Here is an 18,521-nt window from a genome sequence, read left to right as displayed (position 1 = left end):
CGACGGTCACTGCCGAAACGGCCGGCTGAGGTAGGGCGAGCCCTTGAGGCCAAAGCGCCAAGGGGTGTCGGTGCCCTTGGTGATGCCGATGCGGGCGCCGATGACGACACCGGCAGGGGGCGGACCCGGTTCCAGCACGAAGGGCGGCGCGTCCAGCGGGGCGTGGTCCAGCGCCTTGTCGATCGCCAGCGCCTGACACAGCTTCCCCGGACCGGAGCAGAGCTGTCGCGGGTCGTGGGTGCTGCGCCGCTGCGCCATCATGCCCAGGCCATCGGTCGGCTCCAGCGCCCGGATCAGGACAGCGCTGCCCGGCCTTGTCCGGTCACAGACGATGTTGAAACACCAGTGGGCGCCATAAATCCGGTAGACATAGGCCCGACCAGCCGGACCGAACATGGCGGCGTTCCGGGGCCGGGGACCGCCAAAGCTGTGCGACGCGGGGTCGGCCGGATCATAGGCCTCGGTCTCGACGATGGTACCGCCGACGCCGTCGACCAGAAGCCGCGCCCCGATCAGGTCACGGGCCACCGTGACGGCATCACGCGCCAGCCAGTCATTCAGGCTCAAGACACGACCTGCATCCCCAGCCATTCGGCGATCAGGGCCGGTTTGTCGCCGCTCTCGATCTCGACGGTCAGTTCATGCTTCAGCAGCCAGCGGCCGCCGCCCTTGTCCTCGGCCGAGAGGAGTTTGAACCGGCCCCGGATCTTCGAGCCGGCGGGCACGGGGGCGAGGAAGCGCAGTTTGTCGAAGCCATAGTTGACGCCCATGACCACGCCCTCCAGCGGGGCAACCGCGTCATAGCTCATGGCCGAGGCGAGGCTGAGCGTCAGGAATCCGTGCGCAATCGTGCCGCCGAACGGGGTGGCCTTCGCCGCTTCGGGGTCGACGTGGATGAACTGCTCGTCCTCGGTGATCTTCGCAAAGGCGTCGATGCGCGCCTGGTCGACCTCGATCCAGCGGGACACCCCCACTTCGGTGCCGATCAGGGATTGCAGGTCACTCGGCTTGGTCATGCGGGGGCTCCGGGGGTGAAACGATCCTCGATGATGGCGGCAAACAGGGCCGGGTCAATGTTCCCGCCCGAGAGAACGATGGCCGTGGTGCGGCCCGCTGCCTCGATCTTGCCCGCCAGCAGCGCAGCGAGCGACACCGCCCCGCCCGGCTCGACCACCAGTTTCAGGGTGCGGAAGGCATAGCGAACCGCCTCGGCCACCTCCGCATCGGTGACGGTCAGCACGCCTGCCAGCCGCTGATTGATGGGGAAGGTCAGCTCGCCGGGCCGGTCGCTCATCAGCGCATCACAGATCGAAGGGGCCGCACCGGGCGGATAGGTTATGCGCTCTCCGGCCTCCAGCGAGCGGCGCGTGTCGTCATAGGCGGCGGGCTCGACCGCCAGCATACGGGTCGCGGGGGAGCGCTCGGCAAAGGCCAGGTTGATCCCGGCCATCAGCCCCCCGCCCGAGGCGCCGCACAGCAGCTGGTCGATCGGCGCATCGGCCTGTTCGAGGATTTCCAGCCCGGTCGTGCCCTGTCCCTCGATGATGAAGGGGTCGTCGAAGGGGCGCACCAGCACACTGCCGCGCGTGCGGGCGATTTCCTCGCCGATGGCCTCGCGCGATTCAGTCCAGCGGTCATAGGATCGCACCTCGCCGCCGAAGGCGATCACACCCTCGACCTTCACCCGGGGGCTGTCGGCGGGCATGACGATGATGGCCGAAGTGCCCATACGCCGGGCGGCGGCGGCCACCGCTTGGGCGTGGTTGCCCGAGGAATAGGCCACGACACCGCGGGCCTTTTCCTCGTCGGTCAGGCGACTGATCCGGTTATACGCCCCCCGGAATTTGAAGGCGCCGGCGACCTGCAGGGTCTCGGCCTTGATCAGCACCCGCCCGCCCAGACGATCGTTCAGCGCCGGGCTTTCGATCAGGGGCGTGCGGACCGCGGCGCCGGCGATCTGACGGGCGGCATCAAGGACACCGGAGAAGGAGGCTGTGTGGGTCATGACCGCATCTAGCGCGGCTGGCGGGCGTGTGGCGAGGGGCAATGCGCTTGCCTCGCCCGGCGTCCGTCGTCACTAATCCCCCATGAGCCGGATGATCCTTTCCATCGACCAGGGCACGACCTCGACCCGGGCCATTGCCTTTGAGGTGTCGGAGGCCGGAGCCTTTTCGGCGGTGGCCGTCAGCCAGATCGAACTGCAGCAGCATTTCCCCAAACCCGGCTGGGTCGAGCATGACGCGGGCGAGATCTGGACCGCGGCCCTGCAGACCTGTCGCGAGGTGATCCGCAAGGCGGGCGGCGTCGACCGGTTTGCGGCCATCGGCATCACCAACCAGCGCGAGACCTCGGTGCTGTGGGATGCAAGGACGGGCGAGCCCTTGCACCGGGCCATCGTCTGGCAGGACCGGCGCACGGCCGATATCACCGCCGCCCTGGCGCGGGACGGCCACGAGCCGGAGGTGCAGGCACGCACGGGCCTGATCCTCGATCCCTATTTCTCGGCATCCAAATACGCTTGGCTGCTGGATGCGGTGCCCGGGTCGCGCGAGCGTGCCGAGGCGGGTGAGGTGAAGCTGGGCACGATCGAGAGCTGGCTGATCTGGAAACTGACCGGCGGTCGGGCGCACGTGACCGACGCCACCAATGCGGCGCGCACCAGTTTGATGGACCTCCAGACCCTGAGCTGGCAGCCCGATCTGGCCGCGCTGTTCCGGGTGCCGATGCAAGCGCTTCCGGAGATTCGGGGGTGCACCGACGCTCTGGGCGACTGCGACCCGGCCCTGTTCGGGCGGGCGGTGCCGATCCATGGCGCGGCCGGGGATCAACAGGCGGCGCTGGTGGGACATGGCGCGATCCAGCCGGGTGAGGCCAAGATCACCTATGGTACCGGGGCCTTTCTGGTCGCCAATGTGGGCGCGGAGCCGGTCATTTCGACCAACCGCCTGCTGGGTACGCTTGCATATTCCGTAGACGGACGATCTGCCTATGCCCTGGAGGGGTCGATCTTCTCGGCGGGTTCGGCGATCCAGTGGCTGCGCGACGGTCTGGGCGTCATCAGCCAGTCGCGTCAGTCCGAGGCCTTGGCCCAGAGCCTGCGGGACAACGGCGGGGTCTATCTGGTGCCGGGCTTTACCGGTCTGGGCGCGCCCTGGTGGTCGCCTGAGGCGCGCGGCACGATCACTGGCCTTACGCGCGACTCCGGCCCGGCGCATCTGGTGCGGGCGGCGCTGGAAAGTCTCGCCTATCAGACCCGCGACCTGCTGGATGCGCTGGCGGCCGACGGCGCCCCCCGGCTGGCGCGGCTGAAGGTCGATGGCGGGGTGACCGCCAATGCGCTCGCCATGCAGTTCGTCGCCGACATCTGTGAGGTCGAGGTCGAGCGCCCGGCCTTTCAGGAGATGACGGCGCTGGGGGCCGCCAGGCTGGCGGCGCTGGGCGTGGGCCTGATCGACCGGCTGGATATCGCTCCGGCGGAGACGCCCGCCGTCTGGACGCCCCGGATGGATGCCGCCACCCGCAACCGCCTGCTGGACGGGTGGAAGGCCGCCATCCGCGCCACCCTTGCCGCCGCCCAACCGACTCCTTCACAGACGGACCGCCCATGACCGATGTCGCCCTCGATCCCCAGTCCGCCTTTTCCGGCACGCGCGAAGTCGACCCGCGGCATACGCTGGACGTGGCGAGGCTGGAGGCCTGGCTGGCCGGGAACATCGAGGGCTATGAGGGGCCGCTGACGCTGCGTCAGTTCAAGGGGGGGCAGTCGAATCCCACCTATGAGCTGACCACGCCCGGCCGGACCTATGTCCTGCGCCGCAAGCCGCCCGGCACCCTGCTGCCCAGTGCCCATGCAGTGGATCGGGAGTTCCGGGTGATTTCCGCCCTGCACGCCGAAGGGTTCCCGGTCGCAAGACCCTATGCTCTTTGTACGGAAGATGCCGTGATCGGCTCCATGTTTTACGTGATGGACAAGGTCGAGGGCCGCGTATTCTGGGACCTGAAACTGCCGGGCCTCGCCCCCGCCGAACGCCGCGCCATCTATCAGGCCCAGACTGATACCCTGGCCGCCCTGCACCGGTTCGATCCGGGTGCCATCGGCCTGTCGGACTATGGCAAGCCCGGTAACTATTTCGCCCGTCAGGTCGGTCGCTGGACCAAACAGTATCAGGCGTCCGAAATCGACACGATCGAGGCCATGGACCGGCTGATCGCCTTTTTGCCCCAGAGCCTGCCGGCGGATGGGCCGACGCGGATCGTGCATGGGGACTTCCGGCTCGACAATATGATCCTGGCCCCCGACCGGGCGGAGGTCCGTGCGGTTCTGGACTGGGAGCTGTCGACGCTGGGCGACCCGATGGCGGACTTTTCCTATCTGCTGATCGCCTGGGTGATTCCGGCGACGCTCAGAAACGGTCTGGCCGGGGCGGATCTGGAGGCGCTGGGCATTCCGTCGGTCGAGGACACAGTTGCGCGCTATGCCGAGAAGACGGGAACGGCGGGCCCGGCCAACCTCGACTGGCTGTTCGCCTATAATCTGTTCCGGCTGGCCGCCATCTGTCAGGGCATTGCCGGGCGGGTGCGCGACGGCACCGCCGCCAGCAGCCACGCCCGCACCATGGCCGCCCAGGTCGGTCCGCTGTCGGAGGCGGCCTGGAGCTTCGCAAAAAAGGCCGGCGCCTGACGCCTAGCCGGGGGTGCCGACCAGGGTGAAGGCCGCCCAATAGGCCGGGTGCTGCCAGCGACGGTCGGCGCGCACCTCCAGCATGGCGCCCTGCAGGGCGACGGCGCGGTTGCCGGGCGTCCGGTCCAGTCCGGCGAAGGTGCCGGTGATCAGGGCCGTGGTCGCCTGATCCGAGACCTCCCAGTGAGACACCAGCAGGGACCGGGCCCCCGCATGGAAAAAGGCGCGCGCCAGTCCCGACAGGCCCTGTCCGCCGGGGCGGCCGTCCGACGCGGCCGTATTGCAGGCCGACAGCACGACGAAGTCGGCATTCAACCGCAGCTGCGCCGCCTCGGACGCCGTCAGATAGCCGTCGTCGTCGGGCGTGGCTTCAGTCGGCGGGGTCAGGACCAGTCCCGGCTCGGCGAAGCTGGCGCCGCCCATCAGGCCGTGGGTCGAAAAGACGACGAAGCGCGCCTCGGCCAGAAGGTCGGTATCGGTCTGACGCACGGCCGTTTCGGTGGCGGCCGCGCCGATGCGGACCACGCCCTTCGGATAGATCTGGCCCAGCGCGGTCAGTTCGGCCCGGGCCCCCGGCAGGTCGGGCAGGGCGCGCAGCTTTTCGACATCGGCCAGCTTGCCCGGGCCCAGAATGCCGTCCGCGTCCGGGGCACCCCGCGCGGCGGGCACGGGCGAGCCAGTCAGCACCGGGGCCCCAAAGGCGATAAGAGGCAGGCGGTCCGGCGTGACCGCTGCCCGCTCAACCCGCTCCGGTGTCAGGCGCGGCGGGCATCCCGGGTGCCGCCCGCCCCCGGTCGCCAGATGACAGCGCAGGGCCTTGAGACTGGACACTGATGGCAGGGTCGCGAGTGCGTAGCGGTCGATCAGCCATTCGGTGGTGATCAGGGCCTCGGGACCCGTATCCTCTCCCTCCGGAGGAGCGGTGACCAGGGCGGCCAGGGGCAGGGTGGTCAGGGGCCCGCTCACCACGGTGATCAGGGTGGTGCGGCCCTCGAACACGGATTCCACCGGCTGGATCAGAGCCCGATAAAGGCGATGGGCCTCGCGCCGGTCATAGGCCCGGACCGGGCGGCCAGCGAACAGGGCCGGATCCAGCGTCGGATCGGCCCGTGTGCCGGCCGTGGTCAGGGATTCTCTCAGCTTCGCCACCGACAGGGTCAGGGCCTCCTCGCCCAGATCCCCGGCCCGTGCCCATTCGACCCGATCCGAGGTCACGCCCCACACGTAGGTCGCCTCGGGATTGACGAAGACCAGCAGCAGGGCTTCGTCCGGGTTCAGCAACCCTTGCGTTTCGGCCACGGTCAGGGCGCGGGGACGGGTCAGTTCGGCAAAGGCCGGAAACTCGGCCTCGATGCGGGCGTCTACCTCCGCCAGTTCGGCCAGGGTCTGCTCATAGGTGCGGCCCATGATGCGGCGGCGCTCGCGGGCCGCGTCTGAGTTCTGGGCATAGAGGCTCTCGACCTCGCGCTCCAGCGTATCGCGGCGCTGGATCAGCCGTTCGCGTTGTTCGGCCAGCTGGCCGAGCGCGTCGTCGCCCTCCGCGAAGCGGGCAGAGACCTTGGCGAGGGCATCGGCGGCGTCGGACACGATCGCCCACTGGGCGGCCTCGAAGGCCTCCGCGCGCAGGGATTCGGGCGTATCCGGGTCCTGCGGGGAGGATGCGCCCGATCGGGCGTCCCCGTGGCCGACGATGGCCACGGCCAGCAACAGGGCGATCATGAGCCCGGCAAGGGTCCAGCCCGGAAGTCCGTGTTGCGCCCCAGCCCTCATTCCGTCCTCAGTTGCTGAGGATCTGGACCTTGGTCCAGATCTCGCCGCGGTTGACCACGCTTACACGCACCTTGCCTGCCACGCGGGGCATCAGGGTGCAGACCGGATAGTGGTCGCCGAACCCGTCCTGACACAGCAGGCGCCCGTCCGCGTCCCGGATGATCAGATCGATATTGGTGTCGCCGTCGCCGATGGCCGCGATCCGCAGAATCTCACCGCCGCGCGCGTCCACCTCGAACCCGAAGGTCTCTCGCGCCCTGACATCCTTGACCGTCGCGATCGGACCCCGCCCGAAGGGAGACGAGACCACGCCGCGAACGGTCTGGCCCCGGACCTGTTCGATCGCCGCCAGATAGGCGGGCTGACCGGCCGCCATCGCCTCGGCCTCGTTCAGCAGACCTTCGAAAGTCAGCAGGGGGGGTTGGTTCCCCTGATTGCGTAGCGGAACTTCGGCGACGATGCGCGCCGCCATGATCAGGGCGCCGGGATCGTCATGGGCCCGACCCCAGTCGGCCAGCCCCGCCGCCGTCACCAGCTGGGATACGCCCGCCGCCTCGGGCGAAAGCGCGGGGGCATGCGGGTCCGACGCGCGTCCCGGACCGGCGGCGCAGGCGACCACCGTCAGCATGGCCATCAGGCCCAGCAGACCCCCGCGCACCGGCCTTGACACAATCGCCTGTCCAAATCGCCCCATCAATCTTCCCCACACCCCGCGCGGGACTGCGCGTCGCGACAGCCTGCCTGCCCTCAAGCCCGGAGAATACTGACTGAATGTGATGGTGACCGCAAAGGGTCAGTCACCGTTCAGCGAACGGCGGCGCCCAGGATCTGCCGATCATCGCGGGACTGGACCAGCACGGCCACCCGGTCGCCCGCCTCGATATCGGTCGGCAGGGACAGCAGGATGGGGCGCCCCGTCCATTCGCCGATCGGCTGGATGGACTGCACCACATTGGTGTGGCGGACCACCCGGCCCCGGTTGTCGCCGCTTTCGACCCGCACCAGCACCGGGCCGGGGCGGAACACGACGGCCAGCACCTCGGCACCGTCTGCGGCGACGCGGCCCGAGCCGATGCCGACCCGATCGCCAGTCTCGCGAAACTCGATATCCGGCGCCGACCGGCTACGGGCGGCCTCCTCATTGACGGCGAGCCCGAGGGTGTCTTCGTCCGGCGGGGCCACCGTCCGATGGCCGTCCAGAATGACCTGGGGGGTCGCCACGGCCCGCAGGCGCAGGGCCTGCCGGTATTCCTGCTGCCGGGCGGAGAACTCGGGCCGGGCGAGCGTGTCCGCCCAGCCGGTATAGTCCCAGTAATCGACGGGATAGGTCAGCACGATCACGCCCGGTCGGCCGACCAGGGTCTCGACCCGCTGATTGGCCTCGGGACAGCCGCCGCAGCCCTGTGCGGTGAACAGCTCGACGACGACGGGGTCGCTGCGCATGGCCACCGGCCGGTCCACACGCCGTACCGACTGGGCCGAAGTGCCCACGGCCCCGAACAGGCAGGCGCCCACAGCCCCTGCGATCGCCAAACGTGACCAGCCCCGAAATATCATGGGTCAGACTCCTAGCCGGTCCGGCGTATCCGCGCCCCTCATTTTCGCGTGAGGGGCGCGTGAAGCCGCCTCAGTCCATCAGTTGCTGGGCCAGATAGACATAGTGGCGGGCCCAGCGGCGGGCATTGGCCACCGGATCGGCATCGTTGGAGTGCCCCCCCGCCGTGTCCTCGAAATAGAGGTGGTCGTGGCCCTGGGCCTCCAGCCGCGCCGCAAACTTGCGGGAATGGCCGGGGTGGACGCGGTCGTCGCGGGTGTTGGTGGTGATGTAGACGCGCGGATAGGCGACCTCGGGGCTGAGGCGCTGATAGGCCGAGTATTCGGCGATCCAGGCGGCCTCTTCGGGAATGCGCGGATCGCCGTATTCCCCGATCCACGAGGCCCCGGCGGGCATTTCGTGATAGCGCAGCATGTCGATCAGCGGGCTTTCGATGACCGCCGCATTGAACAGCTCGGGCCGCTGGGTGATCGATACACTGGTCAGGACCCCGCCGTTCGACCGGCCATAGATGCCCAGATGCCGGGGCGAGGTGATGCCGCGCGCGATCAGGTCCTCGGCCACGGCGGCGAAGTCGTCAAAGGCGCGTTGGCGGTTTTCATTGAGGGCCGCCTGGTGCCAGCCCGGACCGAACTCGCCGCCGCCCCGGATATTGGCCTGGACGAAGACTCCGCCGTTCTCCAGCCACAGCTTGCCCATTTCGGGCTTGTAGGCGGGCGGGAAGCTGATCTGGAAGCCGCCATAGCCGAACAGGATGGTGGGTGCCGTGCCATCCAGGGCGAGATCGCGCGGCATGACGACGAAATAGGGGATTTTGGTGCCGTCGGTGGAGGTGGCCTCATACTGCTCCACCCGGTGGGTTGAAGCGTCGAACTTGGGCGGGGCGGAACGGAGCTCAATGATCGAGTTCGGTGAAGCCGCAGTCTCCGTCTGATGTCGCTCCACGAGGAAGTCGACGTTCAGCAGACCGATGGTCGGGGGTGTCAAGAAACCTTGGGAAGAAACGAACAGTTCATTGCGCGCCTTTGAAGAGTCTCCGAGCCCCACCGCACTGTTCGGCGAAACCGCGACCTGACGCTGTGCCCAACCCCACTCGCCCGTATTCTTGAAAATCGAAAGCTGGCCGTTGACGTTGTCGTTGGTAGCGACGGCGACACGGTCTCCGAAAACGGCGACCTGGCTGATCGACTGACGCGGACCGGGCTCGAAAATCTGCCGCGCCTGGTTGCTGAGTGTCACCGCGCCGCCCTCGCGCAACTCGACGAGCGGGAAAGACAACAGTGAGCCCGCCGCGTAGTCCGTGCCCATTGACCACGTCTGCTCAGGGGAAAAGATCAGCAGACTTCCCATGGTCCCGTAGAGACTGACCCGTTCGGGGAGCTTTAGACGAACAGGGCGACCGTCGACCCATTCCCACCGCTCACTGCGGAACGTATCCAGCGGACGGTTGAAGATCACCGCCTGCACCGCGCCATCGCCATCGCGGAAGACCGAGGCGCTGACCCCATAGCCGCCGTCGCCCGCCTCGCCGCGATAGACCTCGGTGGCCTGGGCCAGGGTCTGGCCGCGCTTGAGCGTCTTGACGATGTAGGGATAGCCGGACTCGGTCAGGGTGCCGGGGCCGAAGTCGGTGGCCACCAGCAGGGTGTCGGCGTCCAGCCAGCTGATGCGGTGCTTGCCCTCGGGCAGTACGAACCCACCCTCGACGAAAGTCTTTGTGGTCAGGTCGAATTCGCGGACCACCACGGCATCCTTGCCGCCGTCCGACAGGTTGATCAGGCAGCGGGTCTCGGCAGGCGGCAGGCAGCTGGCGCCTTTGAACACCCAGTCGCGACCCTCGGCGCGGGCGAGGGCGTCGATGTCCAGCAGGGTCTCCCACTCGGTATTGCCCGAAGCATAGGACTCCAGCGTCGTGCGGCGCCAGAGGCCCTTGGGATTGGTGGCGTCCTGCCAGAAATTGCCGATGCCGTCGCCGAGGAAGGACGGGGCGGGGATCCGGTCGGTGGCCGTCAGAATCGCCTCGGCCTGCTGGCGGAAGGGCTCATAGCGCGGGTCGCCCTCCAGCGTGGCCAGGGCGCGTTCGTTTGACCGGGCGACAAAGGCCATGGCCTCGGCCCCCTCGACCACCTCCAGCGCCAGATGATCGTCTGCCGCCGCCACGCCCGCCGGCGTCAGGTCTGCCGGAAAGTTCGGCATGGAGGCCTGCGCCACCGGCACCGAGACCTCGGCCGGGTCCTGCGCCCCCGGCATGGTGCTGCAGGCACCCAGCATCAGGGCAGGAATGGCGGCGGACAGGATCAGGCGACGCATTATGCAAACTCCGGCTTCTTGATCCTCCCCCGTTTCGCAAGCTCCACGGGGGAGGATAGGGTTTCTCAGTCCATCAGGCGGCGGGTCAGATAGGTATATTCCAGCGCCAGACGCCGGGCGGTTTCGCGCAGATTGGCCCCGGCGGCGTGGCCCCCGTCGGTGTTCTCGTAGAACAGCACCGGATAGCCCAGCTCTGCCAGACGGGCGGCGGCCTTCCGCGCATGGCCGGGGTGGACCCGGTCATCCTTGGTCGAGGTGTGGATGAAGACCTCGGGATAGGGCTGGCCCGCGCGCAGATTCTGATAGGGGGAATAGGCGGCGATCCAGGCGCGCTCTTCCGGAATGTCGGGGTTGCCGTATTCGGCGATCCACGAGGCCCCGGCCAGCAGGGTGTGGAAGCGCAGCATGTCGAACAGGGGCACCTGGATGACCGCCGCATTGATCAGGTCGGGGCGCTGGGTCAGCATCGCCCCCATGAACAGGCCGCCCTGCGAGCCGCCCATGATGCCGAGGTGCGGCTGGCTGGTGATGCCGCGCTCGATCAGGTCAAGCGCCACGGCCTGGAAGTCCTCATGCGCGCGCTGGCGGTTCACGCCTTGGGCCGACTGGTGCCAGTTGGGGCCGAACTCGCCCCCGCCGCGGGTGTTGGCGACGACATAGACGCCGCCCCGCTCCAGCCACAGCTTGCCGACCGTGGCTGAATAGCCAGGCAGCATCGACACCTGGAAGCCGCCGTAGCCGTACAGCAGGGTCGGGTTGGAGCCGTCCACCGGCATGTCCGAGCGACCGACGACGAAATAGGGAATGCGGGTGCCGTCGGCGGACACGGCCTCGAACTGGCGGACCTCAAGGCCCTCCGCATCGAACTTGGCGGGCAGGGATTTGACCACCCCGCCCTGGCCGGTCGCGGCATCGACCATCCACAGCGCCTGCGGATTCAGATAGCCGGACACATTGACGAACACCCGGTCGCTGAGGCTGGAGGTCGAGCCGACGCCCACGGTGACGTTCTCGGGCAGGTCCAGCCGGGTGCGGCTCCAGTCCGAGGGGTCATAGACATAGACGGCACCCCGGACATTCTCGAACAGGGCGACGACCAGACGGTTGCGGGTGGCCGAAACCCCCTCGATTGACTCACGCGGGCCCGGGCGGATGACCAGATGGGCCTGAACCGTCGGATCGGCCAGCCAGGCGGCCAGATCATAGGCCAGCACGTCGCCCGTCTGGAACACCTGCCCCGAGGGGGCGGTCCAGTCCTGATCGGTGGTGACGATCAGCTTGCCGTCGACCAGGGCGGTGATCCCGCCCTTGAGCGGCAGGGGCAGCTGGCGGGTCGAGCCGTCGGCGTTCAGCTGCCAGGTTTCGCTCTCATAGAAGTTGATGCCGCGGTTCAGCAGCACGGCCTGAACTGCGCCGTCCGCATCGCGCAGGGTAAAGCCGCTGACCGAGACGTCGGTCTGCTGGCCCTCGAACACCACCGGCGCATCCGCGATCGCCTGGCCGCGCGTCAGCAGGCGCACGGTGCGCGGATAACCCGAATCCGTCAGCGTGCCTTCGCCGAAGTCGCGCGACACCAGCAGGGTGTCGGCGTCGATCCAGGTCACGCCGCCCTTGGACTCCGGCAGGGTGATACCGCCCTCGACGAACCGGCGCGTCTCGCGGTCGAACTCGCGCACGGTGACGGCGTCCTTCCCGCCGTCCGACAGGCTGATCAGGCACATCCGCCCGTCCGGCGGCAGGCAGTTGGAGCCGCGCCAGACCCAGTTGGCACCCTCGGCCGCAGCCAGGGCATCGACGTCGATGATGGTTTCCCATTGCGGGGCCTCGGTCGCATAGCTGTCGACCGTGGTGGTGCGCCAGATGCCGCGCACATGGGTGGCGTCCTGCCAGAAGTTGTCGATCTGCTCGACGCCCCCCAGCCGGCGGAAGCCCGGCGAGGGAATGCGGTCACGTGACTCCAGAATGGCCAGGGCCTGATCATGCAGGTTCTGATAGCGCGGGTCACCGGTCAGCACGCCGAGCGAGCGGGTGTTCTGGTCCTCCACCCAGGCCATGGCGCGTTCGCCCTCGACCTCTTCCAGCCACAGATAGGGGTCTTCGATGTCGGCGGCTGGGGTCATGGAGGGGGCGGGGGCGCTCTGGGCAAAAACGGGAGCCGCCATCATCGTGAGCGGCAGGGCCGCGGCAATGGCAGTCAGGGTGCGACGAAGCATGGGCAGGGGTCTCCGGTCAGGGGTGGGGCACCTTACCCGGGCGACCGGCGGCGACAAGCCGTGGCCGACTTCATTACGGTTTCGTCATGCGGGCCGTCAGTGCTCGTAATTAGGGATGCACAGCCCCTCGCCGCAGGCCTTGCAGTGAACGGCGTCCGTATCGTGGCGCTGCAGGCCGCAGTTGGGACAGGGATAGTGGATCTTGGGCGGGCGCAGCAGGGTCTGTCCCAGGCGAACGAACAGGGTCACCCCCGTCAGCATGATGACGATCGAGATGATCCGCCCCCAGGCCCCGGGCAGCAGGATGTCCCCATAGCCCGTGGTCGTCAGGCTGGTGACGGTGAAATAGAGGGCATCGATATAGCCGGTCAGACCTTCGTGCGTGCCGACGAAGGACGTATAGACAAAGCCGGTGGCGACGAAGACGAAGGTCACCAGGGCGGCCAGCGCCTTGACCACATCCTCGACGTGGGTGTCGTCATACTTGCGGCCCACGGTCCGCCAGAAGAAGTCGGAATTGATCAGGGTCCACAGACGGATGACCCTGAGGAAGCCGAAGTTGAACAGCCAGGCCGGGAACAGCAGGGTCGCCAGAATGAACAGGTCCACCCAGACCACCGGCCGTTTCAGCCAGGACTTCAGATCGGTCCAGGCCAGGGCCCGGGCCAGCAGGTCCGCAGCCAGGAGGGCGGCGATGACATAGTCGAGGGCATAGAAGATCCACCCCTCACCCCGCAGGACAGGCGCGGCGATGAAGAAGGCGATGATGATGAAATCGATGATCAGGACAGTGTAGCGGAACCGCACCGCCTGACGCGAACTGCCGTGGTACAGGGCGCGCAGCCGGGCCCGGATGCGCCAGCCGCGGGGATCGTCCTTCGGGCTCGTCGGGGAAGCCATGGCCTGCGATAGCGCGGATGGCCGCGGATGCAAACCGTTCGTGATCGACCGGTCGCTCGCGCCGGGCGTGCCGCTGGCCTATAGGCAGGACATGAGCGCGAGCGGGATGCCGTATCTGAAGATGAATGGGGCGGGCAACGCCTTCATCATCCTGCGCGCGGACCGGCCGGGCTTTGATCTGGACAGCGATACGGTGCGGCGGCTGGCCGATCCGGCTACCGGGCCGGGCTGTGACCAGCTGATTGTTATCGAGCCGTCGACGGAAGCCGGCCAGACCGCCTTCATGCGCGTCTGGAATGCCGACGGAGGCAAGGTCGAGACCTGCGGCAATGCCCTGCGCTGTGTCGGCTGGCTGCTGCTGGAAGCCTCGGCGCAGGATCGGGCGGTGATCGGCACCCTCGGGGGGGCCACGATCGCCCGGCGGGCCGGTGACCACCGCATCGAGATCGACATGGGCGTGCCCCGGCTGGGCTGGCGCCAGATCCCCCTGGCCGAGGAGATGGACACGCGCGGCATCGAACTGCAGGTCGGGCCGGTCGACGCCCCGGTGATCCACACGCCCGGAGCGGTCTCGATGGGGAATCCGCATGTGGTCTTCTTCACCGACCGGCAGGACGACGAATTCGTGCGCGGGGCCGGGTCTCTGATCGAACATCACCCGTTGTTTCCGGAAGGCGTGAATGTCGGCTTTGCCCATGTTCTGGCCCCCGATCACATCCGGCTCAGGGTGTGGGAGCGGGGCGCGGGCCTGACCCTGGCCTGCGGCACCGGGGCCTGCGCGGCGCTGGTGGCAGCCCACCGGCGCGGCCTGACCGGACGGTCCGCCACCCTGACGCTGGACGGGGGCGATCTCGACATCCGCTGGGACGCGGACACCGACCATGTCTTCATGACCGGTCCGGTGGCGCTTGACGGCACCGGAACGCTCGACCTCTGACCCCCGCCGCCTGACGTAACGTCAAAACGGTCCTCCCCCGCCGTTGTTCACGCCGCACCCGCCCTCTAGGATCGTCCCCTTTCTCTCGCCCTGAAACGACCCCATGCCCGACCTGACCGACAAGAAGACCTTTTCCGACACCGACGCGCTGGACTTTCACCGCGTCCCGACGCCGGGCAAGATTTCCATGGCACCGACCAAGCCCATGGCGACCCAGCGCGACCTGTCGCTGGCCTATTCGCCGGGGGTGGCGGTGCCGGTGCTGGCCATCGCCGACGATGCCGACCGGGCCTATGACTATACGTCCAAGGGCAATCTGGTCGCCGTGATCTCGAACGGGACCGCCATCCTGGGCCTGGGCAACCTCGGCCATATGGCGTCAAAGCCGGTGATGGAGGGCAAGTCCGTCCTGTTCAAACGGTTCGCCGACGTCGACAGCTTTGACGTCGAGGTAAAGACCACCGATCCGGACGAGTTCGTCACCGTGGTCAAGAACATCGGCGACACCTGGGGCGGCATCAATCTGGAGGACATCAAGTCCCCGGAATGCTTCGTCATCGAGAGCCAGCTGCAGGACCTGCTGGACATTCCGGTGTTTCACGACGACCAGCACGGCACGGCCATCATCTCGACCGCCGGTCTGATCAATGCCTGTCACATCACCGGCAAGAAGCTGGAAGACGTCAAGGTGGTGCTGGCCGGGGCCGGGGCGGCGGGCCTGTCCTCCATCGGTCTGATGAAGGCGGTCGGGGTCCGCGCCGAGAACACCGTCATCGTGGACCGCGACGGTGTGGTCTACAAGGGCCGCGAGAATATCGACCAGTGGAAGGCGGCCCACGCCACCGACACCCCGCACCGCACATTGGCGGAGGCGATGGTCGGTGCCGATGTGGTGCTGGGCCTCTCGGCCAAGGGTGCGATCACCAAGGAGATGGTCGCCTCCATGGCGGCCAATCCGATCATCTTCGCCATGGCCAATCCGGATCCGGAAATCACGCCCGAGGATATCCGGTCCGTGCGCGACGATGCGATCATCGCCACGGGCCGGTCGGACTATGCCAACCAGGTCAACAATGTGCTGGGCTTCCCCTACATTTTCCGGGGGGCGCTGGACGTGCGGGCCCGCACCGTCAATCACGAGATGAAGATCGCCTGTGCCCGGGCCCTGGCCATGCTGGCGCGCGAGGATGTGCCGGATGAGGTGGCCGCCGCCTATTCGGGCCGCAAGCTCAAGTTCGGCCCCGACTACATCATTCCGACGCCGTTCGACCCGCGCCTGATCTGGTACATCCCGCCCTTCGTCGCCCAGGCGGCCATGGACACGGGCGTGGCGCGTCAGCCGATCGAGGACATGGAGGCCTATCGCGTCGCCCTGCGCCAGCGGGTCGATCCGTCCGCCGCCCTGATGCAGAAGATCGCCTCGGCCGTGCGCGCCGCCCCCAACAAGCGGGTGGTGTTCGCCGAGGGCGAGGAAACCGCCGTCATCCGTGCCGCCTGGGGCTTCAAGCAGGCCGAGCTGGGCACGCCGATCCTGGTCGGTCGCGAGGATCTGATCCGTCGGAACGCCGCCGAGGCCGGACTGAATTTCGACGAGCTGGACATAGAGATCGTCAATGCCCGCATCTCGGACAGGAACGACGCCTATACCGACTGGCTGTATGAACGCCTGCAGCGGCGCGGCTATCTGCGGCGCGACGTCCAGCGGATGATCAACCAGGACCGCAACTATTTTGCCGCCACCATGGTCGCGCGCGGCGATGCCGATGCGGTCGTGACCGGCACGACGCGGAACTTCAACATGGTGCTGAAAGAGGTCCGCCGGGTCCTCGACGTGCGCGACCGGCTGATCGGCCTGTCGGTGCTGCTGGCCAGGGGGCGGACCCTGTTTGTCGCCGACACCTCGATCCACGAACTGCCCGACGCGCGGGAACTGGCCGAAATCGCCATGCAGGCCGCCACCACGGTCAGGAAGCTGGGCCGCACCCCGCGCGTCGCCTTCCTCAGCTATTCCACCTTCGGAAACCCCCCGGGCGACCGCAGCGAACAGGTGCGCGAGGCCATCCGCATTCTCGACCAGATCGGCGTGGACTTTGAGTATGAGGGCGAAATGCCGGCCGAACTTGCGCTCGATCCCGAGGCGCGGGCCGCCTATCCCTTCATGCGCCTGACGGGCGACGCCAATGTACTGGTCATGCCGGGCATCCACTCGGCCTCGATCTCGACGCGTCTGGTGCAGGCGCTCGGCGGGGCGACCGTCATCGGGCCGCTGCTGGTCGGGCTGGAGAAGTCCGTCCAGATCGTCAGCCTCGGCGCCTCGGTCAGCGAGATCATCACCGCAGCGACCTTTGCCGCCTATGACGGCACCGTCGACAAGGGGGCCGTCGACGCCGAAGCGTGAGGGGTCAGGTGGGCTCCCCCTCGGGCCTGGCCCGCGCCTCGATTTCGGGCTGGCGCTTCGCCACGATGAAGGCGAGCCCGATGGCGAAAACACCGATCAACACGGAATAGAGGAAGAAGGTCACATAGCCCGCCCCCAGAGAAGGGGCGGACACGCCCGCCGTAGCCGCGCCTTCAACCAACGACCCTTGCGGCAGACCTGCAAACCAGCTCCGCAGGCCGGCATTGAATCCTCCCGCCTCCGCCACGCGCGCCGTCTCCTCCACGATCCGGCCGGACTGAGACGCGGTGATCTTGCCGAAGATGGCATAAAGCGAACTGAACAGGGCGTACTGCGTGGCGGTGAACCCGGCACTGGTCAGGCTGGACATGTAGACAATCAGGGCGGTGCCCGCGATGCCCGTGGCAAAGTTGTCGATGGTGATGGCACCATACAGCACCGCCATGTCCGGGCCTGAGACCGCCAGCCAGATGAACACGAGGTTCGACAGGGGACTGGCGAAGACGCCGATCACCATGCTCTTGATGATGCCGAAGCGGGACACCATCCAGGCACCGAAGGCGATGCCGGCCAAAGACGCAACGACCCCGTAAACCTTACGCACCTCCGCGATCTGGGTGAGGCTAAAACCCAGGTCGATATAGAAGGGATTCATCAGATTCAGGACAAAGTCGGAGAGCCGGTAAAGGCAGATCAGCGCCATGATCAGCAGCCCGAACTTCATCCCGAAGCGTTGGAAAAAGTCCCCGAGCGGCTGGCCGTAGGACCGTCGCAGATAGGCACCGGGTCGCGTGACGACACCGGGTATGGGCAGACAGGCCAGAGCAATCAGACCCAACCCCGCCACCACCCCGCCGAATTGCAGGAAGATGCCGTTCGGCCGGGCCTCCCACGCCGTCCTGAAGGCCTCGGCCCCCGCATCGCTCGCACCCAGCAGATTGACGACGCTGGCCAGCAAGGCACCATTGGCCGCCAGTCCCGAGCCGGCCAGCAGGGCTCCCGACAGGATGAGCAGCAGCCTGGCCACCCACTCCACGGCTTCCGGCGCAGGACGTTTGGGCAGGCCGTCGTCGGCCAACAGGGCGACCCGGACCTCGCCGCCACGGGGTGCCAATAGCACGGCGCCGATCGCCACGAACATGATCGCCGCCATCACCGCATAGCTGAGGTTCCAGCTGAAGGCTTCCGCCAGAAACAGCGGCAGCGCGCCGGCCGTGATCATGGCGCCGCGATAGCCCCACTGATAAGCCGCCGCCATCACGCCGTAGCGGGCCTTGTCGACCACCTCGATGCGCCATGCGTCGATGGCGATGTCCTGTGTCGCTCCGGCAAAGCCAACCAGAACCGCCAGCAGGGCCACGCGCGTCAGATTCATCTCCGGATCGGACCCCGCGATCAGCCACAGGCCGAGGATGATGATGATCTGCATCAGCACCATCCAGGACCGCCGCTGGCCCAGAAGTGGTTCGAGGATCGGTATTTTCACGCGGTCGACGACCGGCGCCCAGACGAACTTCAGGGAATAGGACAGGGTGGCCAGCGAGAAGGCTGTGATCGTCTGGAGCGACAGTCCCTCCTGCCGCAGCCAGGCGGACAGGGTGTCGAAGATCAGGAAGAAGGGCAGGCCGGCGGCCATGCCCAGCAGCAGCATGACCGCGACACGCCGCTCTTTCAGCGTCTTGACGAACTCCCAGGTTGAAAGCCGACGCTCTGTCGTATCCGCGCTCATTCCGATCGCCCTTCCTCAGGACGGCGAT

Annotated in this window: 14 protein-coding genes; 4 read left to right on the top strand and 10 right to left on the bottom strand. The window is 67.6% G+C overall.

The features are described from left to right. Positions 1-6: 6 nt before the first annotated feature. Genes IBJ06_RS07305 through IBJ06_RS07295 form a run of 3 tightly spaced genes read right to left on the bottom strand, consistent with a single transcriptional unit; the run spans position 7 to position 2,005 of the window. Positions 7-567 carry a DNA-3-methyladenine glycosylase gene (locus IBJ06_RS07305; protein ID WP_292158754.1) on the bottom strand — a complete coding sequence of 187 codons (561 nt, stop codon included), beginning with the start codon at positions 565-567 and terminating at the stop codon, positions 7-9. After that, on the bottom strand, positions 564-1,016 hold the full coding sequence (locus IBJ06_RS07300) for a MaoC family dehydratase (RefSeq protein WP_292158753.1): 453 nt from the start codon (positions 1,014-1,016) through the stop codon (positions 564-566). The genes IBJ06_RS07305 and IBJ06_RS07300 overlap by 4 nt, the downstream gene beginning before the upstream one ends. After that, positions 1,013-2,005, bottom strand: a complete 993-nt coding sequence (locus tag IBJ06_RS07295) for a threonine/serine dehydratase (RefSeq protein ID WP_292158751.1) — start codon at positions 2,003-2,005, stop codon at positions 1,013-1,015. The genes IBJ06_RS07300 and IBJ06_RS07295 overlap by 4 nt, the downstream gene beginning before the upstream one ends. 82 nt (positions 2,006-2,087) lie before the next feature. On the opposite strand from IBJ06_RS07295, the gene glpK reads away from it, so the two are divergent. Beyond that, a complete protein-coding gene (gene glpK, locus IBJ06_RS07290; protein WP_365812232.1) occupies positions 2,088-3,608 on the top strand; it encodes a glycerol kinase GlpK in 1,521 nt (506 codons plus the stop codon). Then, positions 3,605-4,681, top strand: coding sequence for a phosphotransferase family protein (locus tag IBJ06_RS07285; RefSeq protein WP_292158749.1), 1,077 nt, complete (start codon positions 3,605-3,607; stop codon positions 4,679-4,681). The genes glpK and IBJ06_RS07285 overlap by 4 nt, the downstream gene beginning before the upstream one ends. Before the next feature lie 3 nt (positions 4,682-4,684). Here the strand turns inward: IBJ06_RS07285 and IBJ06_RS07280 are convergent, their stop codons facing one another. The 6 genes from IBJ06_RS07280 to IBJ06_RS07255 all read right to left on the bottom strand — a co-directional run bounded on the left by IBJ06_RS07280 (position 4,685) and on the right by IBJ06_RS07255 (position 13,429). Then, the gene (locus IBJ06_RS07280) at positions 4,685-6,400 is read right to left on the bottom strand and encodes a CHAT domain-containing protein (RefSeq protein ID WP_292158747.1); all 1,716 of its coding nucleotides are present in this window, start codon (positions 6,398-6,400) and stop codon (positions 4,685-4,687) included. A 58-nt stretch (positions 6,401-6,458) separates the two neighbouring features. Beyond that, on the bottom strand, positions 6,459-7,145 hold the full coding sequence (locus tag IBJ06_RS07275) for a hypothetical protein (protein ID WP_292158745.1): 687 nt from the start codon (positions 7,143-7,145) through the stop codon (positions 6,459-6,461). A gap of 110 nt (positions 7,146-7,255) precedes the next feature. Further along, a complete protein-coding gene (locus IBJ06_RS07270; RefSeq protein WP_292158743.1) occupies positions 7,256-8,008 on the bottom strand; it encodes a DUF1223 domain-containing protein in 753 nt (250 codons plus the stop codon). A gap of 70 nt (positions 8,009-8,078) precedes the next feature. Next, complete coding sequence (locus tag IBJ06_RS07265; RefSeq protein ID WP_292158741.1) at positions 8,079-10,316, bottom strand: prolyl oligopeptidase family serine peptidase; 2,238 nt, start codon at positions 10,314-10,316, stop codon at positions 8,079-8,081. Between the two features lie 65 nt (positions 10,317-10,381). Continuing rightward, complete coding sequence (locus tag IBJ06_RS07260; protein ID WP_292158739.1) at positions 10,382-12,529, bottom strand: prolyl oligopeptidase family serine peptidase; 2,148 nt, start codon at positions 12,527-12,529, stop codon at positions 10,382-10,384. 96 nt (positions 12,530-12,625) lie between these two features. Continuing rightward, positions 12,626-13,429, bottom strand: coding sequence for a potassium channel family protein (locus tag IBJ06_RS07255; protein WP_292158737.1), 804 nt, complete (start codon positions 13,427-13,429; stop codon positions 12,626-12,628). Positions 13,430-13,520: 91 nt separating this feature from the next. Here IBJ06_RS07255 and dapF point away from each other — a divergent pair, with 91 nt between their 5' ends. Then, on the top strand, positions 13,521-14,366 hold the full coding sequence (gene dapF / locus IBJ06_RS07250) for a diaminopimelate epimerase (protein WP_292159382.1): 846 nt from the start codon (positions 13,521-13,523) through the stop codon (positions 14,364-14,366). Between the two features lie 103 nt (positions 14,367-14,469). After that, a complete protein-coding gene (locus IBJ06_RS07245; protein ID WP_292158734.1) occupies positions 14,470-16,764 on the top strand; it encodes an NADP-dependent malic enzyme in 2,295 nt (764 codons plus the stop codon). Positions 16,765-16,768: 4 nt separating this feature from the next. Here IBJ06_RS07245 and IBJ06_RS07240 read toward each other — a convergent pair whose 3' ends face one another. Further along, positions 16,769-18,493 carry an MFS transporter gene (locus tag IBJ06_RS07240; protein WP_292158732.1) on the bottom strand — a complete coding sequence of 575 codons (1,725 nt, stop codon included), beginning with the start codon at positions 18,491-18,493 and terminating at the stop codon, positions 16,769-16,771. Positions 18,494-18,521 lie beyond the last annotated feature (28 nt).

Origin of the sequence: Brevundimonas sp. (genome assembly GCF_016742135.1) — a bacterium.
Classification (GTDB): Bacteria; Pseudomonadota; Alphaproteobacteria; order Caulobacterales; family Caulobacteraceae; genus Brevundimonas.
The sequence above is the reverse complement of the archived record's forward strand: the minus strand, read 5'-3'. Positions and strand labels throughout refer to the sequence as shown.